25 protein-coding genes and 1 pseudogene are annotated in these 25632 nt (G+C 59.0%); 6 read left to right on the top strand and 20 right to left on the bottom strand.

Annotation, left to right across the window (positions count from 1 at the left end; genetic code table 11):
• Positions 1 to 16 precede the first annotated feature (16 nt).
• The 5 genes from HHJ19_RS15800 to HHJ19_RS15780 all read right to left on the bottom strand — a co-directional run bounded on the left by HHJ19_RS15800 (position 17) and on the right by HHJ19_RS15780 (position 4910).
• Positions 17 to 922 carry an RluA family pseudouridine synthase gene (locus HHJ19_RS15800; protein ID WP_296908825.1) on the bottom strand — a complete coding sequence of 302 codons (906 nt, stop codon included), beginning with the start codon at positions 920 to 922 and terminating at the stop codon, positions 17 to 19.
• 24 nt (positions 923 to 946) lie between these two features.
• The gene (gene trmB / locus HHJ19_RS15795; protein ID WP_296908824.1) at positions 947 to 1699 is read right to left on the bottom strand and encodes a tRNA (guanosine(46)-N7)-methyltransferase TrmB; all 753 of its coding nucleotides are present in this window, start codon (positions 1697 to 1699) and stop codon (positions 947 to 949) included.
• A 9-nt stretch (positions 1700 to 1708) separates the two neighbouring features.
• Positions 1709 to 2671 carry a tRNA glutamyl-Q(34) synthetase GluQRS gene (gluQRS, locus tag HHJ19_RS15790; RefSeq protein WP_296908823.1) on the bottom strand — a complete coding sequence of 321 codons (963 nt, stop codon included), beginning with the start codon at positions 2669 to 2671 and terminating at the stop codon, positions 1709 to 1711.
• 110 nt (positions 2672 to 2781) lie between these two features.
• Positions 2782 to 3858, bottom strand: coding sequence for an FAD-dependent oxidoreductase (locus HHJ19_RS15785; RefSeq protein ID WP_296908822.1), 1077 nt, complete (start codon positions 3856 to 3858; stop codon positions 2782 to 2784).
• A gap of 98 nt (positions 3859 to 3956) precedes the next feature.
• Positions 3957 to 4910 (bottom strand): LysR family transcriptional regulator, encoded by a 954-nt coding sequence (locus HHJ19_RS15780; protein WP_296908821.1) that lies wholly within the window; start codon positions 4908 to 4910, stop codon positions 3957 to 3959.
• 108 nt (positions 4911 to 5018) lie between these two features.
• Here HHJ19_RS15780 and HHJ19_RS15775 point away from each other — a divergent pair, with 108 nt between their 5' ends.
• From HHJ19_RS15775 to HHJ19_RS15755, 5 genes are all read left to right on the top strand, one after another.
• On the top strand, positions 5019 to 5720 hold the full coding sequence (locus HHJ19_RS15775; RefSeq protein WP_296908820.1) for a pirin family protein: 702 nt from the start codon (positions 5019 to 5021) through the stop codon (positions 5718 to 5720).
• A gap of 78 nt (positions 5721 to 5798) precedes the next feature.
• On the top strand, positions 5799 to 6209 hold the full coding sequence (locus tag HHJ19_RS15770) for a DoxX family protein (protein ID WP_296908819.1): 411 nt from the start codon (positions 5799 to 5801) through the stop codon (positions 6207 to 6209).
• A 26-nt stretch (positions 6210 to 6235) separates the two neighbouring features.
• Complete coding sequence (locus HHJ19_RS15765) at positions 6236 to 6790, top strand: flavodoxin family protein (RefSeq protein WP_296908834.1); 555 nt, start codon at positions 6236 to 6238, stop codon at positions 6788 to 6790.
• A 59-nt stretch (positions 6791 to 6849) separates the two neighbouring features.
• Positions 6850 to 7257: an OsmC family protein gene (locus tag HHJ19_RS15760; protein ID WP_296908818.1), complete on the top strand. Its 408-nt coding sequence runs from the start codon at positions 6850 to 6852 to the stop codon at positions 7255 to 7257.
• A complete protein-coding gene (locus HHJ19_RS15755) occupies positions 7258 to 7476 on the top strand; it encodes a hypothetical protein (RefSeq protein ID WP_296908817.1) in 219 nt (72 codons plus the stop codon).
• Positions 7477 to 7487: 11 nt separating this feature from the next.
• Here HHJ19_RS15755 and HHJ19_RS15750 read toward each other — a convergent pair whose 3' ends face one another.
• Complete coding sequence (locus HHJ19_RS15750) at positions 7488 to 8243, bottom strand: sulfurtransferase (RefSeq protein WP_296908816.1); 756 nt, start codon at positions 8241 to 8243, stop codon at positions 7488 to 7490.
• Between the two features lie 85 nt (positions 8244 to 8328).
• On the opposite strand from HHJ19_RS15750, the gene dnaE reads away from it, so the two are divergent.
• Positions 8329 to 11838, top strand: coding sequence for a DNA polymerase III subunit alpha (gene dnaE / locus HHJ19_RS15745; RefSeq protein WP_296908815.1), 3510 nt, complete (start codon positions 8329 to 8331; stop codon positions 11836 to 11838).
• 69 nt (positions 11839 to 11907) lie between these two features.
• Here the strand turns inward: dnaE and tolA are convergent, their stop codons facing one another.
• From tolA to HHJ19_RS15675, 14 genes and pseudogenes are all read right to left on the bottom strand, one after another.
• The gene (gene tolA / locus HHJ19_RS15740) at positions 11908 to 12903 is read right to left on the bottom strand and encodes a cell envelope integrity protein TolA (protein ID WP_296908814.1); all 996 of its coding nucleotides are present in this window, start codon (positions 12901 to 12903) and stop codon (positions 11908 to 11910) included.
• A gap of 36 nt (positions 12904 to 12939) precedes the next feature.
• Positions 12940 to 13374, bottom strand: a complete 435-nt coding sequence (locus tag HHJ19_RS15735) for a biopolymer transporter ExbD (protein ID WP_296908813.1) — start codon at positions 13372 to 13374, stop codon at positions 12940 to 12942.
• Positions 13375 to 13543: 169 nt separating this feature from the next.
• Positions 13544 to 14236: a protein TolQ gene (gene tolQ / locus HHJ19_RS15730; RefSeq protein WP_296908812.1), complete on the bottom strand. Its 693-nt coding sequence runs from the start codon at positions 14234 to 14236 to the stop codon at positions 13544 to 13546.
• 13 nt (positions 14237 to 14249) lie between these two features.
• Positions 14250 to 14675: a YbgC/FadM family acyl-CoA thioesterase gene (locus tag HHJ19_RS15725; RefSeq protein WP_296908811.1), complete on the bottom strand. Its 426-nt coding sequence runs from the start codon at positions 14673 to 14675 to the stop codon at positions 14250 to 14252.
• A gap of 43 nt (positions 14676 to 14718) precedes the next feature.
• The gene (locus tag HHJ19_RS15720) at positions 14719 to 15915 is read right to left on the bottom strand and encodes a pyridoxal phosphate-dependent aminotransferase (protein ID WP_296908810.1); all 1197 of its coding nucleotides are present in this window, start codon (positions 15913 to 15915) and stop codon (positions 14719 to 14721) included.
• Positions 15916 to 15952: 37 nt separating this feature from the next.
• Complete coding sequence (nusB, locus tag HHJ19_RS15715) at positions 15953 to 16468, bottom strand: transcription antitermination factor NusB (protein WP_296908809.1); 516 nt, start codon at positions 16466 to 16468, stop codon at positions 15953 to 15955.
• A gap of 34 nt (positions 16469 to 16502) precedes the next feature.
• Positions 16503 to 16967, bottom strand: coding sequence for a 6,7-dimethyl-8-ribityllumazine synthase (gene ribH, locus HHJ19_RS15710; protein WP_296908808.1), 465 nt, complete (start codon positions 16965 to 16967; stop codon positions 16503 to 16505).
• 26 nt (positions 16968 to 16993) lie between these two features.
• Positions 16994 to 18100, bottom strand: a complete 1107-nt coding sequence (ribBA, locus tag HHJ19_RS15705) for a bifunctional 3,4-dihydroxy-2-butanone-4-phosphate synthase/GTP cyclohydrolase II (RefSeq protein ID WP_296908807.1) — start codon at positions 18098 to 18100, stop codon at positions 16994 to 16996.
• A complete protein-coding gene (locus tag HHJ19_RS15700; protein WP_296908806.1) occupies positions 18097 to 18756 on the bottom strand; it encodes a riboflavin synthase in 660 nt (219 codons plus the stop codon). The genes ribBA and HHJ19_RS15700 overlap by 4 nt, the downstream gene beginning before the upstream one ends.
• 103 nt (positions 18757 to 18859) lie before the next feature.
• The gene (gene ribD / locus HHJ19_RS15695) at positions 18860 to 19972 is read right to left on the bottom strand and encodes a bifunctional diaminohydroxyphosphoribosylaminopyrimidine deaminase/5-amino-6-(5-phosphoribosylamino)uracil reductase RibD (RefSeq protein ID WP_296908805.1); all 1113 of its coding nucleotides are present in this window, start codon (positions 19970 to 19972) and stop codon (positions 18860 to 18862) included.
• 12 nt (positions 19973 to 19984) lie between these two features.
• On the bottom strand, positions 19985 to 20563 hold the full coding sequence (locus HHJ19_RS15690) for a GspH/FimT family pseudopilin (RefSeq protein WP_296908833.1): 579 nt from the start codon (positions 20561 to 20563) through the stop codon (positions 19985 to 19987).
• Positions 20560 to 21066 (bottom strand): type IV pilin protein, encoded by a 507-nt coding sequence (locus HHJ19_RS15685; RefSeq protein ID WP_296908804.1) that lies wholly within the window; start codon positions 21064 to 21066, stop codon positions 20560 to 20562. Before HHJ19_RS15685 ends, HHJ19_RS15690 begins: the two co-directional genes overlap by 4 nt.
• The gene (locus HHJ19_RS15680; protein WP_296908803.1) at positions 21063 to 25496 is read right to left on the bottom strand and encodes a PilC/PilY family type IV pilus protein; all 4434 of its coding nucleotides are present in this window, start codon (positions 25494 to 25496) and stop codon (positions 21063 to 21065) included. The genes HHJ19_RS15685 and HHJ19_RS15680 overlap by 4 nt, the downstream gene beginning before the upstream one ends.
• A 52-nt stretch (positions 25497 to 25548) precedes the next feature.
• A pseudogene (locus HHJ19_RS15675) lies at positions 25549 to 25632 on the bottom strand (hypothetical protein); the annotation flags it as partial.

The following is a 25632-nucleotide window of genomic DNA, read 5'->3' as shown; positions in this document are numbered from 1 at the left end:
GGAAGGGGCCGCTGCGTCAGGCCAGCAGCAGGCTTAGCCGGCTGTCAAACTGCCTTGCCTGACCACTGAAAGGGTCGGCAAAGGCAATTGACTTTGCCAGCAGTTGCAATGGCCGCGTGAAGTCGTCATCAAGTGTGATCGGCACCGGCGGGTAAATCCGGTCATTGATGATCGGAATGCCCAGCGCATTCATGTGCACACGCAACTGGTGTTTTTTTCCGGTGACGGGGCGCAACGCATACCGAGCTTGTTCGCCTATGACTTGCAGCACATCGACCTGCGTCACACTGTTGGGCTCGCCCGGCGCCTCGCGTTGCCGGAAGAACGGCTCGCCCTCAACGATCCGGGTTCTTCGCATGAGCGGAAACTGCAGCTCCGCGCGCCACGGGGCGATGGCTTCATAGTGCTTGCTGACCTCATGTCGCCTGAACAAGGCCTGGTAAGCGTCGCGTTCGGCAGGCTTGACTGAAAACAGCACAAGTCCCGCGGTTTCCCGGTCAATCCGGTGGATCGGTATCAGGCTGTCCAGTCCGAGCTGGTTTTTCAGTCGCACCAGCAGCGTCTCCTGAAGGTAGCGGCCCGAAGGCGTGACCGGCAGAAAATGCGGTTTGTCGGCCACCACCAGATGTTCGTCCTGAAACAGCACGGCCGCTTCAAACGGAATGTGCGGCTCGATCGCCAGTGCGCGGTAGTAATACAGGCGCATGTGACCCCGGTAAGGCCGCCCGGGCGTCACCGCCGTGCCAAACTCATCGACCACAAGCCCTGCGGCCATGCGTTCAAGCCAGACCTCCCGCGTGATGGCCGGAAAACGCTGCACCAGGAAATCAGTGTAGGTGGGCCAGTCGCCGGCCGGCAGGCCAACACAGCTCGGACCCACGCCGTGGCGCGTTGGCAGCCCGTGCGCTGGCAACGTGGTCACTCCCACGCAGGGGAAAACGTCGATTTACACACGCGTGAACACCACGTCCCAGACACCGTGGCCGAGCTTGATACCGCGGTTCTCGAACTTGGTCAGCGGCCGGTAATCGGGCTTGGGCGCATAACCGTTGGTAGAAGCGTCGGCGGTGTTCTTCAGCAAGGGCTCGGCGCTCAGCACTTCAAGAATCTGCTCGGCATAAGGCTGCCAGTCGGTCGCGCAATGCAGGTAGCCACCCGGCTTGAGCCGGGCCGCCAGCTTGGCAATCAGCGGGGCCTGGATCAGGCGGCGCTTGTTGTGTTTGGTCTTGTGCCAGGGGTCGGGGAAAAAGATGTGGGCGCCGTCCAGGCTGCCCGAGCCGCCCACCTTTGGCAGCATGTGGTCAATCACCTCGACGGCGTCGTGCTGCAAAATGCGGATGTTGCCAAGCGATTGCTCGCCAATCCGCTTGAGCAGCGCACCAACGCCGGGTGTGTGGACTTCACAGCAGAGAAAGTTTTTCTCAGGCATCAGGGCCGCAATATGCGCGGTTGCTTCGCCCATACCAAAGCCGATTTCGAGAATGGTGGGCGCGCTTCGTTCATAAACCGCCGCGAAGTCGATCGCCTCGCCGGTGTAGGGCAGCAAGAACCGGGGACCCACATCGGCAAAGGCCTTGGCCTGGCCGATCGTGGTGCGGCCGGTACGACGGACAAAACTGCGGATGCTGCGGTGATGACTCTCGTCGGCGGGAGCGCCTTCGATGCGGACGGGCGGGGTGGGAGCGGAATTTTCAATCACCGAACGATTTTAATGCGCCGGACTGCAGCAGCGCGCGGCCCACAGTGGAACCGCCTGCTGCAGCCAGCGGGCCGGCGTATTGGCGCTTACCGGGTCTCCCAGACCAAGGGTTCGTCCCGCCTGCCCGAGAGCAGCCAGTGGATCGCCGGTATCCAGCGCCTGTGCTGCGTTTTGCTTGGACAGCTTCTCGCCATTCAAGCCCAGCACCAGCGGCGTGTGCAGGTAGCGCGGCGTTGGCAGGCCAAGGGCTTGCTGCAGCAGGATCTGCCGCGCGGTGTTGTCCGCCAGGTCCTGGCCGCGGACGATGTCGGTCATGCCCTGGGCCGCGTCGTCGACTACCACGGCCAACTGGTAGGCCCACAGGCCATCGGCCCGCTTGAGCACGAAGTCACCCACTTCACGGCTGACGTTCTGGCCTTGCTTGCCGAGCAGCCGGTCGTGCCACATCAGCTCGACGTCATCGTTGAAAACTCCTGTTTTGATAGCATCTTGCGACCGTATTTCCTGGACCTGCGCCGTATTCTCTTCATATTTGGCGGTCAGGAGGCGCCAGGTGCGCGCGGCCCGGCCGTGCAGGCCACTGCGGCAGGTGCCGGGATACACCAGCTCGCCATGACGCGCTCGTGCTTCCCCGGCGCCGGCAAGCGTATCCGCGATGTCCGAGCGCGTGCAGCCGCAGGGATAAGCCAGGCCATGCGCCACCAGCTGATCAAGCGCCTGCCGATAGAGCGCGCGGCGCTGCGATTGGTAAACCGGCGTTTCGTCGGACTCCAGGCCGCAGGCAGCCAATTGCTGGAGGATGATGCGGTCCGCGCCTGGCATGCAACGCGGCGTGTCCACGTCTTCGATCCGCACCAGCCAGAGACCCTGGTGCGCCCGGGCGTCAAGCCAGCTGGCCAGCGCTGCGACGAGGGAGCCCGCATGCAGGGGACCGGTGGGCGAGGGCGCGAACCTTCCCTTATAGCCAGACAAATAAGACGCCATGCACAGACGGAACGATGTCAACTTCAAAGGCCGCCGCGCCGGGCGTCCTCTTGACGCCAGCAGGGGCCGCGCAGTGCACGAAGCGACTGACTTGTGGGCTAACCAATGGCGAGGGCCATTTCCAGGCCCGACACAAAGCCGTCCTCCACCCGGTGACCGAGGCACCAGTCGCCACAGGCACCGATGCGGGAGCTGGGGTCCCAGGTGTGGGTTTTTCCCAGCGGCATTATGGTCTGGGCATAGCGCCAGCGATGCACCTCGGCATAAGGCGGCTCGGCGCGTATGCCGGTTACTTCGGTGAAAGCCTTGAGCAATTTGGCCTTGACGCGTTCGGCGTCGTCTTCCAGGTGGCGATCTGACCATTCGGGGCTGGCCTGAACGGTCCAGCGTTCAATCGGGCCACGGCCCGGCTTGGAAGACTCCCTGGCCAGCCAGGCAATGCGGTGGTGGGTGCTGCGCGCCGCATTCCATTGGGGACCGAGATGGGCCAGCGTGGGCTGAAGCGCCTGCGGAAAGGCCACCATCAGCGTCCAGCAGGGCGCGACACTGACGCCAGCCAGTTCAGGCAGCAGGGCCTGGGCCTGCTGTGAATTGAGCAGCAGGGTGTGGGCTTGCGAAGAGGGAAGGGCCAGCACCACAGCGTCATAGCCCGAATGCACCCTGCTTTGCGCGCCCGGGCCTTCGGTTTGCAATTGCCAGCATTGGGGGTGCAGCTTGTCGGCTTCGATCAGCGTGACCCGGGTATCCAGCATGAGTTGCCCGGCATCAGCCAAAGGCCGTGCCCATTGGCGGACCAGGGCATTCATGCCCGGCGTGGCGACCCAATGAGCCTCCTTGGCTGGCAGCGATGAGGCGACGACGCGCCCCAACTCATCCAGAATGCGAACGGTATTGGCGCTCCAGGGCCGGACCAGCCCGGAGGCAGTGGTCAGCGCCTTCTCAAAACGTGCGTCCCGAATCGTGAAGTACTGCGTGCCATGGTCAAAACCGCCAAATTCCGTTTCACGGGTTGCCATGCGTCCACCCGGTCCGTGGCTTTTTTCAAACACCGAAACACGGTGCCCGGCCTGCGCCAGCGTGCGCGCGCAGGTGATTCCGGCAATACCGGCACCCACCACGGCGATATGACGCCGTGCTGGCAATTCAGAAAAAGCGGTTCGGGGTTTTTTTGTCATGTCTTTGTAATTTTTCTGGGTTGATGGAAGGGCCGAAAACGAAAAACATAAGCACACTCTACACGCTGCCGGACTCTGGGCAGGCTGCAAACGCTGATTTAAAGCGACTGTTCATGCTCCAGCAGCGCTTTTCGGGTAGCGGGCTTTTCCAGCTGCTGGAGCCACCACTGTAAGGCCGGGCCCTCTCGGTTGTCGTTTTCGCAACGCCAGGCGTAACTCATGAAGATCAGGCGCGCCGTCCGCTGCATCTTCTTTTCGACCAGCCGGCCGGTAGCGACATGCGGCCGCGCCAGGTATTCCGGCAGGAATCCCCCGCCGATTCCGCGCAGCTGTGCGTCGAGCTTCTCCTGCATACCGGGCACCGTGAAGATGTCCTGCCCGCCGAGCAGGCCCACCGTCAGACCGCTGCCCCGCTGCACCGAATCGGCGACGGCCACGGCGCGGTGCGGCATGAGCATAGCGTCCGTGACTGGCTCCGGGGCTTCAGCGAGCGGATGGTGGGGTGCCACGGCGTAAATGAAATGAATCGCACCCAGCGGTTTGCTTTGCACCGATTTCCCCATTGGCGACTCCATGGCGACGCCAATGGCCAGGTCTGCCTGCCCCGAGGTGAGAGCTTCCAGCGTGCCCGACAGGGCTTCCTCGCGGATCCGCAAGCGCGTCGGTGGATGCAGGGCGAAAAATGCCTCGCACAATTCCATCACAGTGGTGCGCGAAATCACACTGTCCACTGCAAGCGTGAGCTGCGGCTCCCAGCCGGTTGCCACACGCTTGACGCGATTGGCCACGGCGTCAAGTTCCAGCAGAAGGCGATTGCCTTCGCGCAGCAATTCCTGGCCGGCGGCAGTCAATTTTGCCTGCCGCGAGGAGCGGTCAAACAGCAGTACATCCAGCGCATCCTCCACCAGCCGGATCCGGTACGTCAGTGCGCTGGGCACAACGCCCAGTTCGCGCGCGGCAGCGGCCATGCTGCCGGTGCGGTGCACCGTGGCAATCAGCGCTATGGTTTCGGGAGTGAGGACATTGCGGACTGGTGTGTTGACAGTTGCCATGAGGAAGGTTCAAATAATTTGAATGATGCCATCAAACTCCCGCAACGCCCAGGACGCCTCAAGCACCTACAGTGGAGGCATTGCAACAGACTTTGAAAGGAGGGCTTCATGATGATGGTACGAACTTCCAGCGAACGCGGCTATGCGGACCACGGCTGGCTCAAGTCCTTTCATTCCTTTTCGTTTGCCGGCTACCACGACCCGGCCCACATGGGTTTTGGCAACCTGCGCGTCATCAATGAAGACCGCATCGCCGCCGGGCAGGGTTTTGGCACGCACAGTCATAAGGATATGGAAATCATCAGCTACGTGCTGAGCGGAGGGCTGGCCCACAAAGACAGCATGGGCAACGTCAAGGGCATACCGCCCGGCGACGTGCAGCGCATGAGCGCAGGCACCGGCGTGCAGCACAGCGAGTTCAACCATGACGAGGAGCAAACAACGCATTTCCTGCAAATCTGGATAGAACCCAACGTGACCGGAATTGCGCCGGGCTATGAGCAGAAAACTTTTCCGGAAGCCGAAAAACGTGGCACCTTGCGACTGGTCGCCTCACCCGACGGCGCGCAGGGTTCGGTGCTGATTCATGCTGATGCAAAACTCTACGCCGGCCTGTTTGACGGTGACGAGTTTGCGGCATTGACACTCGATGCCGATCGCAAAACCTATGTCCAGCTCATACGCGGCCAGCTTCAGGTCAATGGCCAGTTGCTTCACGCGGGCGATGCCATGGCCCTGCAGGCAGAAAGCAGACTGCAACTGACCGGCGGCCAATCAGCAGAAGTACTGGTGTTTGATCTTGCGCCCTGATCAAAGCAGACCCGGCCCTCGTCCATCCGTCATTTTCTCTCCGTTATTCTCCCGTTAACTTTTCAAGAAAGATTTACCATGTTCAGTTCCCTGCAAAATCCCCTGTCCCTGATTGGCCGCCTTTTGCTGGCGTTGCTGTTTGTGCCTGCCGGCTTCAGCAAAATAGCCGGTTTTAGTGGAACCGCCGGTTATATCGCGTCCAAGGGAATTCCCTTGCCCGAACTGGCCGCGGCTGTTGCCGTCGGGGTGGAGCTGGGACTGGGCCTGCTGCTGCTGGTCGGCTGGCAGACGCGCTGGGCTGCGCTGGGTATCGCATTTTTCACCTTTGTCATCAGTTTCATTTTTCATAATTTCTGGACCATGCCAGCCGATCAGCAAATGATGCAGTCGCTGATGTTCTTCAAAAACATGGCGATCGTGGGTGGCTTGCTGACCGTCGCGGCCTGGGGTGCCGGTGCCTGGAGCTTTGACGGCAAGCGTAGCGCCTGATGATGACCGGCACCGGGCCCCACGGCATGGCAAGGGTTGTGGTGGTGTACCACTCCGGCTATGGACATACCCAGCGCATGGCGAATTCCATTGCCGAGGGTGCCGGCGCGGAACTCGTGGTCATTGATGCCGAAGGCAACCTGCCCGCGGACGGCTGGGAGACCCTCGGTGCCGCCGACGCCATCGTCATGGGTTCGCCTACCTACATGGGTGGCGTCAGCTGGCAGTTCAAGAAATTTGCCGATGCCTCGTCGGCGCCGTGGTACACCCAGACTTGGAAAGACAAGATTTTTGCCGGCTTTACCACCAGCGCCGCCCTCAATGGCGACAAGATGTCCACGCTCAATTATCTGTTCACCCTGGCCATGCAGCATGGCGGCATCTGGGTCAGCCAAGGTGTCATGCCCAGCAACAGCAAGTCCGCGCAACGTAATGACGCCAACTACCTGGGTTCCTACAGCGGTGCCATCGCGCAGTCGCCCTCGGACGCGGGGGCGAGCGACATGTTTGCGGGTGATCTGGAAACAGCGCGCCGTTTTGGAGAGCGGGTGGCCGAGGTGGCGAGGCGTTTTCAGCGCTAGCGCGCAACCCCACCGCTGGAGCATCATTGCTTTCTTCGCACTTTTGACAGGAATTCATCATGACGATTGAACTCAGGCTCGACCGCACCAGAAAGTTGGCTCAGACGGTGCATATTCGCGGCCATGCGCTGATCGCCGACATAGGTGACGGCGAAGGGGGTGACGACGCCGGCCCAAGTCCGCACGATTTATACGATGCGGCGCTGGGCGCCTGCAAGGCCCTGACGGTGATGTGGTACGCCCGAAAAAAGGGAATTCCCGTCGATGATATCCAGACCCTGGTCGAACACGACAATTCGGGTGAGCGCAGCGGTGTCTATCGCCTGACCGCCAGGTTGAAAATCCATGGTACGCTGACCGACGCGCAATTGGGGGAGTTGCAGGCGGTCGCGGAAAAATGTCCGGTTCACAAGCTGATGACCCAGGTCACCACGGAAATCACCACTGAGGTGGAGCGACTGTCATGAGTGTCCAGAAAAACTACGACATACGAAAGAGGCCTGGGTGGCGGTTTCCCGGTGAACCGCCTGTGGGTGGCCTTGTCCAGGACTTTTGATAAAGTCATGCCGGGGCTCTCGCAGACGCCAGCCACGACTATTCCGGTGCTGGTGCTCGAAAGGGCCGGGCAGGTCGCTGTTGCTGCCGAGTTTATTGCGCTGCCTGAGCGAAAGTTCAGAGACAACTGAAGGCGGCACGCTCAGGCCCCAGGCGCAGCGCCCGCATTGACGCTCGGCCTGAGTGCCGCATCCACGGCCCGGCGCTGGTCAAACACAAAACATTCGCCGTCGAAATGCGCCTGGCCGCATTCCTCAAAGTACTTAAGAATGCCGCCATCGAGCTGGTAAACATTCACGACACCGGCTTCCTGCAAGTAAATCGCCGCTTTTTCGCAGCGAATGCCGCCGGTGCAAAAACTCACGATGGTCTTTCCTTCCAATTCCCCGCGGTGGTCAATCACCGCCTGAGGAAACTCGCTGAACCTGTCAATGCGCCAATCGATGGCACTTCTGAAGGAACCCACTTCGACCTCGTAGCGGTTACGCGTCTCCAGCATCACCACAGGACGGCCTTCGCCATCTTGGCCGCAGTCGAGCCAGTGCTTCAGCGTGGCCGCATTCACCAACGGGGCGCGGCCCGCCGATGGGCGGATGGCGGGATGGTCCATGCGGATGATTTCGGGTTTTAGCTTCACCAGCAGCTTGGTGAAGGGCTGAGCGGCCGACCAGCTTTCCTTGACTTCCAGCGCAGTAAAACGCACGTCGGTTCGCAGCCATGCCAAAAAGTCATGAATACTGTTGCTGTCAGCAGCTAAAAAAAGATTGATGCCTTCGCCGGCGAGCAGCACGGTGCCCTTGATGCTGCTCGGCTGCAGCCTGTCCAGCAGCGCGACCTGCAACGCAGGCAAGCCGTCCAGTGCAACAAATTTGTAGGCGGCAATATTCAGAATTTGCATGATGCGGCTGATTGTAGGCAAGAGGACTTCAGCGGCAGCTGGTCATTCACGGGCGCCTGCCATCCCCAGACCTAAAATGAAGCGCATGTTTGTCCATTTAAGAATTCACACCGAGTTTTCAGTCGTTGACGGCACCAACCGTATCGATGAAATCGTCGCCGCCGCTGTCGCCGACCGGCAACCCGCGCTGGCCATTACCGACCTGAGCAACCTTTTTGGCACGATCAAGTTTTACAAGGAGTGCCGTAAAGCCGGTGTCAAACCCCTGATCGGGGCCGATGTCTGGGTGCAAGTGCCCGGGAAAGAGTCCAGCGCACCGGCGTCGCGCCTGTTGCTGCTGGTGCAAAACCGCCAAGGCTATCTGAACCTGTCCGAACTGCTGACCCGCGCCTGGACAAAAAATATGGTGCGCGACCAGGCGGTCATCAAGCTGGCCTGGCTGGAAGAGTTGAACGCCGGCCTGATTGCCCTGTCAGGGGCGCAGGGCGGAGCCGTTGGCCAGGCCTTGATACAAGGTGACAGCACGCGCGCAATGGAGTGTGCCCTGCGCCTGGCGGGTATGTTTCCGCATCGCTTCTACCTTGAACTTCAGCGTGCCCAGCGCGCCGACGACGAACGCTACGTGACTGCGGCCGTGCAACTGGCGGCCCGGCTGAAGCTGCCGGTGGTGGCAACGCACCCGGTCCAGTTTCTGGGCTACGAGGATTACGAAGCGCACGAAGCGCGCGTGTGTATCGCAGAAGGCGAAATTCTGGGCAATGCGCGCCGCGTGCGCAAGTTCACCCGTGAGCAATATTTCAAGTCGGCTGACCAGATGAAGGCACTGTTTGCCGATGTGCCTTCGGCGCTGGCCAACACGGCCGAAATCGCCAGGCGCTGCAGCCTCACGCTGGAGCTGGGCAAACCCATGCTGCCCGAATTCCCGACGCCCGAAGTCAACGGCGTTCGCATGCTGCCTGAAGACTACTTTCGCCACACCTCGTTTGAGGGGCTGGAAGACCGCCTGCTGCACCTGTATCCGAACCCGGCATTGCGCGACGCCAAACGGCCCGAGTATGTCGCGCGGCTGGAGTTCGAGATCAACACCATCCTGAAGATGGGTTTTCCGGGCTATTTCCTGATTGTGGGTGACTTCATCAAGTGGGCCAAGAACAACGGCTGCCCGGTCGGGCCGGGGCGGGGTTCCGGTGCCGGCTCATTGGTGGCGTATGCGTTGAAGATTACTGACCTGGACCCCTTGCAGTACAACCTGCTGTTCGAGCGCTTTTTGAATCCCGAGCGGGTTTCCATGCCCGACTTTGATATTGACTTTTGCCAGAGCAACCGTGACCGCGTGATTGACTATGTGAAGGACAAGTACGGCCATTCGGCGGTCAGCCAGATCGTCACCTTCGGCACCATGGCGGCGCGCGCGGCGATTCGCGACGTGGGCCGGGTGCTCGACTTTCCCTACGGTTTTTGCGACGGCATTTCCAAGCTGATTCCTAACAAGCCCGGCCAGGCCGTCACGCTGCAACTGGTGCCGGCGGACCGCAAGAAAAACGACAAGATGGTTTATGCGCTGGAGGCCGAGCCCATTCTGGCCGAGCGCGAAGCCAAGGAAGAGGACGTTCGCACGTTGCTGGAACTGGCCCGCAAGCTCGAAGGCCTGACGCGCAACGTCGGCATGCATGCCGGCGGCGTCTTGATCGCACCCGGCAAGCTGACCGATTTTTGCCCGCTTTACCTGCAGCCCGGCAGCAGCTCGGCGGTCAGTCAGTTCGACAAGAACGACGTGGAGGCGATTGGCCTGGTCAAGTTCGACTTTTTGGGGCTGGCCACGCTGACCATTCTGGAAATTGTGCGGGAGTTCATCATCCAGCGATATCCGGCGCAAAAAGATTTCAGTTTCCAGAATTTGCCACTGGATGACAAGCGGGTCTATGCCTTGTTCAGCAGCGGCCAGACCGAAGCGGTGTTCCAGTTTGAAAGTATCGGCATGCAGCGCATGCTGAAAGACGCCCGGCCCGACCGGCTGGAGGACCTGATCGCGATGAACGCGCTCTACCGCCCCGGCCCGATGGACCTGATTCCCACCTACATTGCCCGCAAGCAGGGCAAGGAACTGCCCGAATATCCGGACCCGCGCGTCAAGCCGATGCTCGAGGAAACTTACGGCATCATGGTTTACCAGGAGCAGGTGATGCAGACCGCTCAAATTCTGGGTGGCTACTCGCTCGGCGGCGCCGACATGCTGCGCCGGGCCATGGGTAAAAAGGACGAGAAGGAGATGGCCCAGCACCGGGCAATTTTCCGCAAGGGCGCCGGCGTCAACGGCTTGAGCCAGGAAAAGGCCGACGAAGTTTTTGACCTGATGGAAAAGTTCGCCGGTTACGGCTTCAACAAGTCGCATTCGGCTGCTTACGCGCTGCTGGCCTATCACACCGCCTGGCTCAAGGTTCATTACCCGGCCGAGTTTTTTGCGGCCAACATGACGGTGGAAATGGACGACACCGACAAGCTGAAAATCCTGTTTGGTGATGCGCAGAAAATGGGGCTGACTTTTGAGGTGCCTGACATCAACCGGGGCGACTACCGGTTTGAACCGATCAGCGCCAAGGCTGTGCGCTATGGCCTGGGCGCCATCAAGGGCACCGGTCAGCAGGCGATTGCCGCCGTCGTTGCAGCGCGCAACGAGGGCGGGCCGTTCACCTCGCTCTACGATTTTTGCGTGCGGGTGGACCGCAGCAAGATAAACAAGCGCACTGTCGAGGCGCTGATCAAGGGTGGTGCCTTTGACAACCTGCATCTGAACCGCGCCGAGCTGCTGGCCTCAAGCGAGCGCGCCCTTGAATTTTCAGCGGCGACGCAGGCCAATGCCAACCAGGGCGGACTTTTCGACATGTCCGATTCTCACGCTGCCAGCACGCAGGAGCCGCCGCTGGTCGAGGCGGTGCCCTTTGGCGTCAAGGCGCGGCTGGTGCTCGAAAAAACCGCGATTGGTTTTTACCTTTCGGGTCACCTCTTCGACGAGGTCGAGGCGGAGGTCAGGCAGTTCGCCAAGCGCAAGATCGAAGACCTGATTGATTCGCGAGAGCCGCAACTGCTGGCCGCCATCGTGGGCGATTTGCGCGTCATCAACGGCAACCGCGGCAAGCTGATCATCTTCAAACTGGATGACAAGACCGACGTGCTGGAAGCCTCGGTTGACGAGGCCACTTTTAACACCCATCGCAATTTGTTGAAAGACGACGAGCTGGTGATCGTGCAGGGCACGCTACAGGGCGCGTCCGAGCGCTTTGGTCGCCGTTTCAAGGTCACGCAGGTTTGGGATCTGGAGACCGCGCGCTGCAAGTTCGGCAAGTATTTGCGCGTCGCCGTCAATGGCAGAGCGCCGGACATTTCCCGGCTGGTCAGGGACTTTCCGCCGCGCCGCGAAATGTCGGAGCAGGGGGAACTGACCCGTGGTTTGCCGGTGCGGCTCAACCTGCGGCGTGACGGCGCGACGGCCGAGCTTCATTTGGGTGAGGCCGCCAGATTTTTCCCGACTGATGCGGCGCTGGCGAGCTGGACTGCGCAGGCCGACAAGGGGTTGGCGACCATCATTTATGAGTAAAAAAGCCGTCTAGTCCAATGAGTACGGCTATCTGTTGCTACTATTTTCATAGTAACTTCGTCGGCCGGTTTAATTTCTCGGCCTCATTTCCAGAATCAGTGTTGTGTCTGGGATGCGGCCATCTATGTCCCTGGGCATGGTCGCCGTCCGAATGATGGCTTTGATGGCGGCCTCATCCCACTCGTTGTTGCCGCTTGGTTTAGTCAGGCGCTGGCTGATGACGGTGCCATCCAGCGTCAGGCGGACTTCGATTGTTGCCATCGGGTTGCCGACAATTTCGTCGGTAAAAACCACGTTGGGCTTGATGGCTGCCCTGACTATCGCACCGTAGGTGGTTGAGTTTCCCCTCGGTCCGGAAGATCTCTGGGCGCTCCCCTTGGCATCAGCGGTGCCGGTGGCACCCGCCAGCCCCATCATTCGCTTCATGGCGGCCTGGCGCTCCTTGTCTGACGCGGCTGCCGCCTGCTTTTGTTTCTCTGTCGCTGCGGCTGCCAGCTTCTGCTTTTCCTGGTCTTTGCTTTCCTGCTTTCTGGCTTCTGCTTTGCGGGCTTCTTCAAGCGCCTTTCGCGTTGCCAGATCTTCCTTTGCTTGCAGTTCCTTCGCCTTTTTCCTGTCCAGCTCTTTTTCCTTTTTGGCCTGCAATTCGGCTTCCCGTTTGTCGCGCAACTTTTCAGCTTTCTGCTCTTCAACCTGCTTTAGTTGCTGTTGCAGCTTGCGTTTTTTCTCCTGCTCCAGGGCAATATCGACATCGGGCGCTGGCGGACTGACTTTGACTTCAGGCGCTTTGACCGGCGGCGGAGGGGGTGGCGCCGGTGCCGGAGTCGGCAGGGGCGCAGGCGCAGGCAAGGGCGGCGCCACTTCAACCAGTTTGGGCGCAGCCTGCTGCGGCACGCTAGTCCACAATTCGGCCTCGAACGATGCCGCCTCGTCGCTTCGTTTCCAGTTGACGCCCCAGGTCAGCGCCGCTATGAGCAGGATGTGGGCGAGCACTGCCAGCGCGAAAGCGCGCAGTGAACCTTTGTCGGGGACGGGGGCAAACTCGAGACGGTCTGTAGCGCTAAGCATGGTGGAGTTCGGGCAGCCTTTCGGGTCAGTGGCGGCTTACTTGCCGGTTTGCACGGACAGGCCGACGCGGGAAACGCCGGCTTTCTGCAGCGCGTCCATGACCTGAACAACGGTTTCGTATTTGATGGATTTGTCAGCGCTGATGACGACCGGCACGGCCTCCGCACCCGCAGCCTTCACCGCAGGTTCCATCTTCACGATATCGCCGGCTACGCTGCGCGCATTGCTGACAACGCTATTGGTCTTGATCTTGATCTGGACGGTTTCGTCCTTGCTGATGAGCACCTGCACCGGGCTGAGCGGCTGCTTGGCCGCCTTGCCAACCTTGGGCAGGGCAATCATGCTGGGTGTAATGAGCGGCGCGGTCACCATGAAGATGATGAGCAGCACCAGCATGACGTCGATAAACGGCACCATGTTGATTTCGCTGATGGTGCGGCGGCCCCGGCCGCGGGAACTGACTGCTGGCATGGTGGTTTTTCTTAGACAGCCGGCCGCAAAGAAGGCCGCGTTGTAAAAAGCGTGGGGGCGATGGCATACCAGCCAGGGCCACGGAATCGGCTTAGCCGGGCCGCAGGCGCAGCGGCCCCCTCGGGGGGCAGCGCATTACACGAAGTGAAAAGCGTGGGGGCGAACATCTTTAATGACCGGAGGGCGAGTGTGCGCCCAGATTGCGTTGCAGGATGTTGGAGAACTCTTCTATGAAGGTCTCCAGGCGATTCGCAATGCGGTCAATGTCGTGCGCGAAGCGGTTGTAGGCCACCACGGCCGGAATCGCCGCAAACAGGGCAATCGCCGTGGCCACCAATGCTTCGGCAATGCCGGGTGCCACGGTGGCCAGGGTGACCTGCTCCAGCGCTGCCAGCCCGGTGAAGGCGTGCATGATGCCCCATACCGTGCCAAACAGGCCGATGTAGGGGGACACCGAGCCGACAGTGGCGAGGAACGAAAGGTTGACCTCAATGGCGTCCATTTCGCGCTGGTTGCTGGCCCGCATGGCGCGGCGCGCGCCGTCCAGCAGGGTGCCGGCGTCGGTAATGTGGCGCTCACGTAATTTCTGGTACTCACGCATGCCGCTGGCAAAAATGCGCTCCATCGAACCCGAGTGCTTGGCGTTTTGGGCGGCTCCGGCAAACAGGTCATTAAGGCTGGTGCCTGACCAGAACTCGCGGTCAAATTCATCGTTCAGCAGCTGTGCCCGCTTGAGAGCGACCACCTTGCGGAAAATCGCCGCCCAGCTGGCAATGGAGATGCCAATCAGCAGCGCGACCACCGCCTGGACGACCCAGCTGGCATGCACAAGGAGACTGACAATGGAGAGGTCTTGGTTCATGTTGAAGCTTTTATCAGCTTTTTAAGCTGTCGAGAATGGACGCAGGAATGCGCATGGGCTGAAGCCTGGTGCCGTGAACCCAGCCGATTCTTAGCGTGCCTTCGCAAAGCAGGCGGGCCGGGAGTGATCCCGATTGCTCTGTTTTTAATAGCGCTTGCTGACTGATTATCATGGACGCACGGCCTGTTTCTATCAGGCTCGCCGTAACAATCAGTTCATCATCAAGCCGGGCAGGGCGATGGTAGCGAATATTCGTTTCAGTTACGACAAACATGCAGCCTGTGCAGTCCTTCAATCGCTGCTGTTCAATGCCCAGGGATCTGAGCCATTCAGTGCGTGCACGTTCAAAAAATTTAAGGTAGTTGGCATAAAAAACAATGCCGCCCGCATCGGTGTCTTCCCAATAAACACGGATCGGCCACAGGAATACGGCCCCCACACCTGATCCGTGGTCTGTGACTGGCAACGCGCTGGGCTGTCTGTCAACCAAGTACGGACTCCAGCCGCGAAACGGCTTCTTTCAGCTGCGCCATCGAATTTGCCGTTGAGAACCGTACAAACTGCTCCGGTGCCGCCTGTCCGAAATCCCGTCCCGGCGTAACGGCCAGATGAGCGCGCTTCATCAATTCAAAGGCAAAATCCCAGCTGCCGCTAACCCCGAGCCGGGCGGCCGCTTCGGTGCAGTCAGCGTAGGCGTAGAAGGCGCCGTCAGGCATTACGGGAACGCGAAGCCCCAAGCGGTTAAGTTCAGGAATGAAGTAGTCACGCCGGGCCTTGAACTCGGCGCGGCGGCTTTCGTATTCGTGCAGGCTGTCGGGCTCGAAGCAAGCCAGCGCGGCATGCTGAGCCACCGAGCTGGCGCAAATAAAGAGGTTTTGCGCGATTCGCTCGATGACGGGTGTCAGCGCTTCGGGAACAACCAGCCAGCCCAGCCGCCAGCCCGTCATGTTGAAGTATTTGCTGAAGCTGTTGATGCTGATGACACTCTGGCCGAGCTCGCCGGGCATTGCCAGCGCCGAGTGCCCAAAGTGTTCTTCGTAACTCAGGCCCAGATAGATTTCGTCGATCAGCGTTATGCCGCCGTGGCCGTGCACGAATTCGTGAATGCGCTGCAACTCCTCGGGCGCAATCGAGGTGCCCGTCGGGTTGGAGGGTGAGGCCAGCAACACACCGCGCGTTTTGCTGTTCCATGCCGCTTCAACTTTTTCCCGGGTGAGCTGAAAGCGTTCGTCAGCTGTCGTCGGAATCAGCACCGACGTGCCTTCGGCTGCGCTGACAAAATGCCGGTTGCACGGATAGCTCGGGTCCGGCATCAGGATCTCGTCCCCGGTCTCGATCAACGCCAGACATGCGAGTTGCAGCGCGGCGGAAGCACCGGCTGTGATGATGATGCGTTCAGCGGATACGTCCGCGCCAAAGCGAGACGCATACCAGTCACTGATGCGTTCGCGCAAAGCGGGCAGACCGGTAGCCTGGGTGTACTGCGTGTTGCCCTGCGCAATGGCCCGCGCGGCGGCTTGCTGAACCAGGGGTGGCGCCGTGAAGTCTGGCTCGCCGATATTGAGAAAAATCATCGGTTGACCGGTGTGTGCAACCTGTTGCGCCAGCGTGGCGGCTGCCTTGGCAACCTCCATGACGTAAAAGGGCTCAATCCTTTGAGCCCGCTGGGAGATTTTCACGGCAAAGCTTTCATTGTTCGTGCGGGTCTGCCAGCAGTTATCTGGCGTGATCGGCCGCAACTTCTGCGGCGCGCAAGGAAGGGGCCATCTTGTGCAAAACACCATTGACGTATTTATGACCGTCGGTACCGCCAAAAGCCTTGGCCAATTCAATGCATTCGTTGATCACGACGCGATAAGGCACATCGAGGCAGTTCGTGAATTCATAAGCGCCTATCCACAACACGGCATGCTCAACTGGCGAGATTTCGGCCATCTTACGGTCAAGCAAAGGCGTAATACGGTCATCCAGCGTCTTCGACGATTCAATGCAACCGCGCAGAAGGGCATCGTAATGAACCGAATCCGCCTTGTGAAAGCCCACCAGGTCGCGCGTGAAGGCGTCAATCGAGTCGGCTTCGTTTTGACCCACCAGATGCTGGTACAGGGCTTGCAGGGCAAATTCGCGCGCACGGGTGCGTGCCGACTTATCGGCTGCCTTTTTTACGCCGGTGTCGGTCAGGCCGGTACGGATCTGCGGTGGACGTTTGGGTTTGACGATGGGTTCAGCCATGAAGCTCCGTTTAAATTTTGTATAAAAGAAATGTTCAGTCAAGCTCATTGAGCAGGTTTGCCATCTCGACGGCGACACGCGCCGCATCACGTCCTTTTTCATCCTGGCGCTGCTGCGCCTGGACCAGGTTTTCAGTCGTCAAAATCGCATTTGCAATGGGCAGCTGGTAGTCCAGCGCCAGACGCGTCACGGCAGAGCCGCTTTCATTGGCCACCAATTCGAAGTGGTAGGTTTCGCCCCGGATAATGCAGCCCAGCGCCACGAGGGCATCGAACTTTTCGCTTTCGGCCAGTGCCTGCAACGCACAGGGCACCTCCAGCGCGCCGGGCACCAGCACATGAGTGATGTTTTTTTCCTCTACGCCCAGGCTCAGCAGCTCCTGCTTGCAGGCCTGCGCGAGGGCGTTGGTCACGCTTTCATTAAAACGCGCCTGCACAATGCCAATGGAAAGTTTTTTACCGTCAAGCTTGTCAGCCAGACCTTTTTCTGCGCCAAACACGATGAGTTTCCTTTAATCCGGCTGGTTTATTTTTTGTCGATATAGCCGACGATTTCGAGGCCATAGCCGGTCATGCTGGGCATGCGGCGCGGCTTGCCCATGAGCATCATTTTGTGCGCGCCGCACTCGCGCAAGATTTGCGCGCCGACGCCGTAGGTCCGCAAGTCAACGCGGCCGCGCTCGGGCGCCTGGGCGGCTCGGGCAGTACCCTCGAACTGCGCCAGCAGCTGCGTCGCACTCTCGCCGCAATTGAGCAGCACGACCACCCCCTTGCCCTCGTCCACGATGTGTTTCAGGGCCTGGTCCAGACTCCACGAATGCATGGAGCGGCCGGTCTCAAGCAAGTCAAGTACCGACAGCGGTTCGTGCACGCGGACGGCCACTGTTTCGTCAACCGACCATTCCCCTTTAACCAGGGCCAGATGCACCGCCTGGCTGGTCTTGTCCCTGAAAGCCTGGGCCGTGAATTCGCCGAACGCGGTTTGAAGCGCGCGGCTGCCCATTTTTTCAATCAGCGATTCGTTGCGGCTGCGGTGTTCAATGAGATCGGCAATCGTGCCGATTTTCAGGCCATGCTCTGCGGCAAACCGCTGCAAATCCGGCAGGCGGGCCATCGTGCCGTCGTCGTTCATGATCTCGCAAATCACGGCAGCAGGCGAACAACCCGCCATGCCGGCCAGATCGCAGCCTGCCTCGGTATGGCCGGCCCGCATCAATACGCCGCCATCGACCGCCTGCAGCGGAAAGATGTGGCCCGGTTGCACCAGGTCGCTGACCCTGGCATTTTTTGCAACGGCGGCTTGCACCGTGCGTGAACGGTCGGCTGCGGAAATGCCGGTGGTGACGCCTTCAGCGGCTTCAATGGAGACGGTGAAGGCGGTTGAGTATTGAGCTCCGTTGCTGGCTGCCATGGGCGGGAGATGCAGCAACTCACAACGCTCCCGCGTCAACGTCAGGCAAATCAGGCCACGGCCAAAGCGCGCCATGAAGTTGATCGCTTCAGGCGTGACGTGGTCGGCCGCCAGCACCAGGTCTCCCTCGTTTTCGCGGTCTTCCTCGTCAACCAGAATAACCATGCGACCGGCGCGCATGTCTGCCACGATGTCTTCGACAGGGGAAATTGGAGTGGTCATTGTTTGAGGGGCAGTTGTGATTGGGTGTCTTTGAGCATGCGTTCGACATAGCGCGCAATCAGGTCAATTTCCAGATTGACCTCAGAATTTTTGGCTAGCTCGCTGAGCGCCGTGTTTTGAACCGTGTGGGGAATGAGGTTCATGCTGATTTCGCAAAAAGCGGCATTTTCAGCGTCACCAGCCAGGTCGGTAACCCGGTTAACCGTCAGGCTTGCGCCATTGACGGTGATGGAACCCTTGTAGGCCATGTATTTGCCCAGTTCCTGGGGCGCTCGAATGCGCAGCTCCCAGCTTTCACCGACCTGAGCGAAATGGGTGACCGTGCCTATGCCGTCCACATGGCCCGCCACGATGTGGCCGCCGAGCCGGTCATGCGCACGCAACGCTTTTTCAAGATTGATGATGCCGGTTTCAGCCAGGCCGCAAGTCTTCGCGAGTGACTCAGCCGAAATATCGATGGTGAAGCGGTTGTTGGCCTTGTCCAGTGCCGTGGCCGTCATGCAGGCGCCGTTGAGTGCAATGCTGTCACCCAAACCCACGTCATCGAGATAGCCCGCTGGCGTTTGGATCGTGATTTGCTTGCCATGATTTGAAGAGCTGCCCAGGCTATGGTTGGCGACTATGCTCCCCACGCCGGTAATAATTCCGGTAAACATTCCACTATTTTCGCAGGGAAACGAGTCCGGTCGCCGTACAAGGCCTCGAAAGGCCTGGAAAAAAGCTGCCAGCGCGCTGTTTTACCCCCTGAGATATATTCCGCTAGAACTGTTCCCGTCCGACGACGCGCGCGATGATTCGTAAATCGGCACCCACCCTGTCGGCGGATTGATATTGCAGTTCAAGCGCTTCGGAAAGCGCCTGCAGCGGTCCAAAAGACGCCATCCCCGAGCCGGGTCCGAGAAGTTTGGGGGCCAGATAAAGCAGAAATTCGTCGATCAGGCCTGCGCTAATCAGCGAACCATTGAGCTTGCTGCCGGCTTCGACATGTAGTTCATTGATTTCGCGGCGCGCCAGATCGGTCATCATGGCAACCAAATCCACTTTCCCGTGTGCGTCCGGCAAACAGGTGACTGTTGCGCCCATGGTCGCCAAGGCAATTTCTTTGGCCGCGTCATGCGTTGCGCTGTAGATCCAGACGGGACCGCCGGCCTTAAAGATGGCGGCTTCGGGTGGTGTCTGCAGGCGGCTGTCGACAATCACCCGGTAAGGTTGCCGAGCTGTCTCTACCAGGCGAACGTCAAGCCGGGGGTTGTCCTGCAGCACCGTGCCAATTCCGGTCAGCACTGCACAGGAGCGGGCCCGCCAGGCGTGACCATCTGCGCGGGCTTCGGGCGATGTGATCCACTGGCTTTGCCCGTTGACCAGCGCGATCGTGCCATCGAGCGAGGCGGCGATTTTCATGCGAACCCAGGGCGTTTTGCGGATCATGCGACTGAAAAAGCCGCTGTTCAATTCGCGCGACTCCGCCGCGCCGGGGCCGACTTGCACCTCAATGCCCGCTGCACGCAGGCGCGCGAAGCCCTGGCCTGATACAAGTGGATTGGGGTCTGCAATCGAGGCGACCACCTTTTTGATGCCGGCTGCGATGAGCGCATCGCAGCAGGGGCCGGTGCGGCCGTGGTGAGAGCAGGGCTCCAGGGTGACATAGGCGGTGGCGCCCTGGACGGAATGGCCCAGCGTTGCCGCATCGCGCAGAGCCATGATCTCGGCGTGGGGGCCACTGGCTTGCTGAGTATGACCGGCTCCCAGGAGCTTGCCGTCGGCTGCCACCAGCATGCACCCAACACGTGGATTCGGCGAGGCGATGCACACTGCTTCCTTCGCCAGCGTCATGAGAAATTTAAAAAAATTTTCGTCTTCAGTTTCTGGCATCAGTACAAAACGCTATTGACTGGCACTAACCGTGCAACTGGCATCGGTCGATGGCCTGCAGGTTCGGGTGCGGCCGGTTTTGGCAACCACAACCCGGCGTGTTTGATCGTCCAGCGCTGATCCAGAGAGATCTGTACGGGTCAGGGTGAGGGTCAGGTCCCCGAAACTGCTGCTCTTTGTTTTTGAATAGCCCGATGCATCGAACATGATGTAGGGTGCGCTCCCCGTGGCCGCAGTACCGTTGCCTGTGACGCTGAAATATCCTGGTAGTGGACCCTGATTCAAGACAGTTTGATCTACCGTAGCGTCGTAAGCCTGGCTCCTGTTCTTGTCTACAAAGACGATCCAGCCGGTGTTCCAGTCGGCGCCGTCCGCCGGCACTACCATGGCGTACATGCCCCGTTTCATGGCCTCACCTCGCGCTCCGTTGATGGCTGAAAGCAGGGTGTTGGTGGCCGAAGTGAGTTCTGCATTGCGCTTGTAGGCCGTCATGCTTGGTATCGCTACCAACAGCAGCACCGCCGCAATGGCCAGGGTGACCATCAGTTCAATCAGGGTAAAACCCCGGTCCCGCTGTTTGTACACGATCATGGCCAGCACAGCGTAGCGGCGCCCGTGCCCGAGCAACCTTTCTTTCCGGTACTCGTCATCCAGAGCGTACCGGCTACGGGGTCGGTGCCGACGGGCTCGGCATTGACACGAACGCATTCGGAGATGGCAAGCGTGCCACCACCGGTAGCCGGACAGGTATCTGCAGTCAGCTTGTACGCGGCGCTAGACTGATTGTCTCCAGAGAAGGTCTTGAAGGGCACAGCCGTTGCCGTGACCCCGCCGCAGTCTGTTGACGGGGAGGGCGCACTGGCGGTAGCGACGAAGCTGGCTAAGGTAGTGAAACCCAGATAACAGTTTCTTTGTGTCATGTAGCGCTCTTGTTGCTGCATCAACTCGGCCAGTGCAGTGCGGCCTTGCGCCCGCTTGCCTTTCAAAACGGAATTGGTGTAAGCAGGATAGGCGATGGACGCCAGGATGGCAACAATAGCCACGACGATCATCAACTCAATCAGGGTAAAGCCTCGCATGCGCAATGATTTCATGGTGCGTTCTTCAGGTCTTGATAGTTGTTGATTTGCCGCCAGCTCAAGCGACCGGCAATAAAGTCGGTGGTCACCGTGCCGCCCGTGGCCACACCAAGCGAGCCTGGCTGCAACACCTGTTGAACGACCGTCTTGATCCTTTGACCAGTTGTGTTGCTTTTCTTGTAAACAGTTGCGGCGGGTAAGTCGAACAGGATTTGAGTCCCCGGTATACCGACGGTAGAGTTATTGAACGTACCTTTGCCGGTCAGGTAATTAATCGAATAAAACTTGCCATCTCCGCCAGCCGCCGCGCATGAGCCTGCCGCGCCCGACGATGCGGGTATCAAACTGCTGAAAAGCAAAGAATTTCCTGCTACGGTCATATCGCTGATTCCCCGCTCTCCGGACACGGGAAAATCTGCATAGAAACCGGAGCGTTGCGTGGCATCGGCGTCGCTGGTGGCCCGGCCCCATGTGAAAGTCGCAACATTCACCAACCCAGTTGACGTGTCCACTGTGCCCGCCTTGAGGCGGCCCCGGCCGGAGATAGCGCTGGCACCGACCGGGGTGCTGTCGCCCCCGGTTGATCCGTTGTCAAAGACTTCATAGATCGAGTTTTGTGCAGTGGACGTTTTGTCGGATGATTCCAGATATTTTCCGGTGACAAAAGCGACGTAAGTCGTCTTGATGCCGTTCAGGATAGGTCCTGGCACTACTGCAGGCGCCATTGAAATAGCTTGCACGCCACCAGCCGCAGTCTGTGCGATGAACAGTGGATAGGGTGTGAATGGTGCCGAGCTGCCTTTTTTGAAGGTCGACAGTTTGTCCATGGTCCATTCCGTTTCCCCGCGCGTCGCGAAGTCAAGCTTCCAGACTTTTCCGTGCAAATCACCCATGTAAATTTGCGTGAGTTCCCCGGCTGTGCCAGCCGTAATAGGCTGGAAATTTATCAAACCTGTGCCGGTGCCGGTTACGGTGGTGGTGGTGGTGCTCAGGGTGCTGTCAACCGGAATGGAAATTTTGTAGTAGTTTGTCCCGGCAGTCCATGTGGCTCCTGCTGCTTTGTCCAGCGCAAGCAAGAACAACGCTGGGTTACCGGTAGCGCTGAAGGCGTTACCAAACAGCGGGTCAGCAACGTAATTGCTCACGCCGCTGGCGACTACCGCAAACCAGCGATAGGTCGCTGTCGTCGCACCTGGGGCGCTGGTACGCAGCTTGAGAATTTGCGGGCGGCCCACAACGTAGCCCAGGTCTGCATCGTCAGTACGCGTAAATTCCCACATGACCTTGGATGCTGAAAATGCTGTGGGGTCTGTCACATCAAGCGCAAAGACGCCGGAACCACCCGCACCCGTTCCAGACACCAATACCGTCTTCCAGTCAGCGGCTGTGCCTGCGGAGCCAACCTGGGCTTCCGCGACGGCGGGGGTGCCATCCACATAAGCCTGATGGTTGTTTGGGTAGGTTTTGCTTGTCAAAGCCGCCAGTTTCGTGGCCATCCAGCTGGGGATGTAGCCGAACAATTCGTCTCCGTTGTTGGCATTGAAAGCGTGGAGCATTCCGTCGTTGGCGCCCACAAAGAGGGCTGGAGTGCGTGCTGCGTTGGTGGCGTAAAACGATGCATACGCAGCCGTGCTCGAGACGCTCGCAGTAGGCGTTCCCGAAAATGCGATTCCCGAGTTGACGATATCACCCAGCAGTTTGGTCCTGGTGCGGAAAGTCGTCCCTTCGTTGGACCGGTCACCTCGCAGGTAATTAAGGCGATCTTGCCCCAAAACATCAGTTGCCGACGCCGGCGTGAGTTTTTGAAGATTGCCTTGCATAGCGGCGCCAATGGCACTCCAGGTGAATGCGGTGGCTACAGGATTTGCTGCTGCACCCGGCATGCCAATCACGATGTTGCGGGTCGTAGCCGGCGTGGTAAGCAGATTAAGGCGGGCCGCCGCGCTCCAGTTGGCGGCGCCTACGCTCACTGTGCTGGTTCCCGTGACGCTAAGCGGGACTGACAGTACATCGCCCGACCAGTCGGAGGTATCAAAAGCGGCTTGGTAAATTGTATTGCTGCCGGTTGGGGACAGCGATTTCCCGGAAGTCGCGGCGCCGGCAATGCTCCGGGCGCTCGTGGACGAGCGGCTGAAAATACTGTCGAACGCACTGAGTACACCCCTTGCGCTGCTTTGAAGGTAATAAGTACTGGCCTCGCCGGGGCGGGTAGGATCTTGCCAGACGTTATTGTCGTTAGTGCCATTCTGGCGCTTGAACGGATTTCCAAAAGTATTGTAGGGTTTTCCGCCGATATTTCCTGCATTGGATTCATAGCCGCCGTACTTGGCAGCCGTGAAAAACTGGTTGCTATATTGCCGGTTGGCTGCGACTGACGACTCACCGTATTCGTTTACGTCGAAGAAAAATGATTTGGTCCGAAGCCCTGGCCTTTGCAGGCTCGGGCTTCCCGTCCAGTTGGTACCGCGAATATCGTGACTGTGTCCCCAGTAGCTGGTACCAAGAATCTGACTTGTTTTGCTATCCGACGGAACACTGTTGTTAGTGCCGTTAGGGTTACCGGTGGTTTGGGATGCGCCCTGACCGTCTGTATAAGAAACAGATTGATTTTTCTCAAATGATTGGACGATCGAGCGCCAATAGTCAATATCCAGTATGTTGTTGGCCGCACTGGCTGTGGGTAATCTGTTGCCATCGTGGGTATGAATATCGCCGATCACCACGATATTGCTTTTCAAGCATGAATAATCAGCGGTGGAGGAGCGGCCATCACCATAGGGGTCAGCCCAGGTGGTTGATGCTGGAAACCCGTCATACATGTCAGTTGTAATATTACTGACGGCATCCGCTGTTGGCTGCAGTCCTTGAAGATAACGCAAAACTTCGTAATGCAGTTCACCGACGGCGTCGTATTTTTTATATCGGCCGGCTACCGGGCCAGTACGGCCAAATTTATTCAAGTAGTTGATGACACCGCTTATAGGTGTTGCTTGCGTGGTGTCGCCGTCGGGGTTGGTATTAAATACGCCAGTGCTTAAATTCCATTCTGCATTCGGGTTTCCGCCCGTTGCAGTATTGTCCTGTCCGGTGGTACTGAACGTTTTTGCGCCTACATATTTGATTGGAGCACGCAGAACACCACCATAACGACCATTGTCGTAGCTGGCTGTCTGATCCATCAGATAGCCAAATGCCGCTAGCCGCAACTGATCGCTGTATTTTTGAATGCTGCCTGTGGGCTTGAAGTTCCCATTGGGGTATTGCTTGCACAAGCCGTAGTCCCGAACATCCTGCAGCGTGCCGGACGCCACATTGCATACCTGCACCCGTGAAAAGAAATAACCCTCTGAGTTCAGGTTTGCAGATGCTGCTGGTGGTGCCCATGAGCCGTCAGTGTCGCGGTAATAGCATTTCTTTGCGGTTCCACTAATCGGATCGCCGAATATGGCATTGGTACAGGCGATACCCTCAGACGCCTGGACTTTGTTAAATTTCTTGCTGCCTTCGTCTCCATACCAGACTTCTTTGATACCGCTGAAGCTGCAGTTTCCATTTTCATTTGCACAAGAAACGGCATCCCTAGGCAACTTTCCATTGCTGTTGCTAACCGGCCCATAACTCGGGCTTGCAGTTGTTGGTGCGCCCAAGACGTAAGCGCCCGTATTGTTGCAACTCCCGGTAGCGCTGGTGCCGAAATAAATTCGGTTCAGCGTGTTGCCCACCCAAATGTCGCTGCCTGCCGCCTGCGTCACCATTGCCGTGGGAACAGCACCCCAATACTTCCCTGAGCCGCCGCCATCTTTTTGGAGTTGCTTGGCCGGAAAGTTGCTGCTGTTCCACATACAGACCGGGTCACCATTCGGAATGACCGCCCTTTGCAGAATCGTCAGGTTGGTCGTGTCAATATATCGGTCGCCACCGGAAAGCGCGAGGCGCATCATGTCGATGGCAGAACTGGAGGCCCAGTTCAAAAAATTGCCGCTAAAGGCATTGCTACACATATGAAGACTTGTACCGGTTCCGCTTGGCGCACTGCGATCAAAGCGCTTGTAATCAGCGGCGGTTAAACCTGTAGCCGGGGTTTCTGTCGGGGCATCGTTGTAGTTGTAGCAGCTTTCAGCGTCGTAATACCCAAGATATTCGTTCAGATTGCTGTAGGTTGCATCTGTCGATCCAGAGGTCAGGTATTGTGCTCCGACGGTAGGGAACTCGACGGATAAAGCCAGCGCCATTACTGGTTTGTCTCCGCCTGTGGCTGCGAATAGCGGGTCGGCGGAAAGGCTGATGGCAGGAATGCTGGGCGGCACGCTCTGGCCGATGACAAGGGTCACGCCGAGAACCAGAGACAGCAAAGTCGCCAGCGGCAACCAGCGCTTGCGTAGCGCGTGCGCCAGCATTGAATGCCGGGTTGAAGTACCCGTTTTTGTTGCGATGGATGATGTCATGGCTACAGAGGCGTGAGTGGATGGGGTGCTTTGCATGATGGCCTTGTGTCCTTCAATCTCTGTAAATCATTTGCAAAACCGCCTGGATATCAACGCGCGGACCAAAGCCCATGGCCGTGACGCGGTAGACATATTT

This window comes from Polaromonas sp. (assembly GCF_012927415.1).
In the GTDB taxonomy this organism is placed as follows: domain Bacteria; phylum Pseudomonadota; class Gammaproteobacteria; order Burkholderiales; family Burkholderiaceae_C; genus Polaromonas.
Note: the sequence above shows the minus strand (reverse complement) of the source record. Positions and strands in the feature narration are given on the sequence as shown.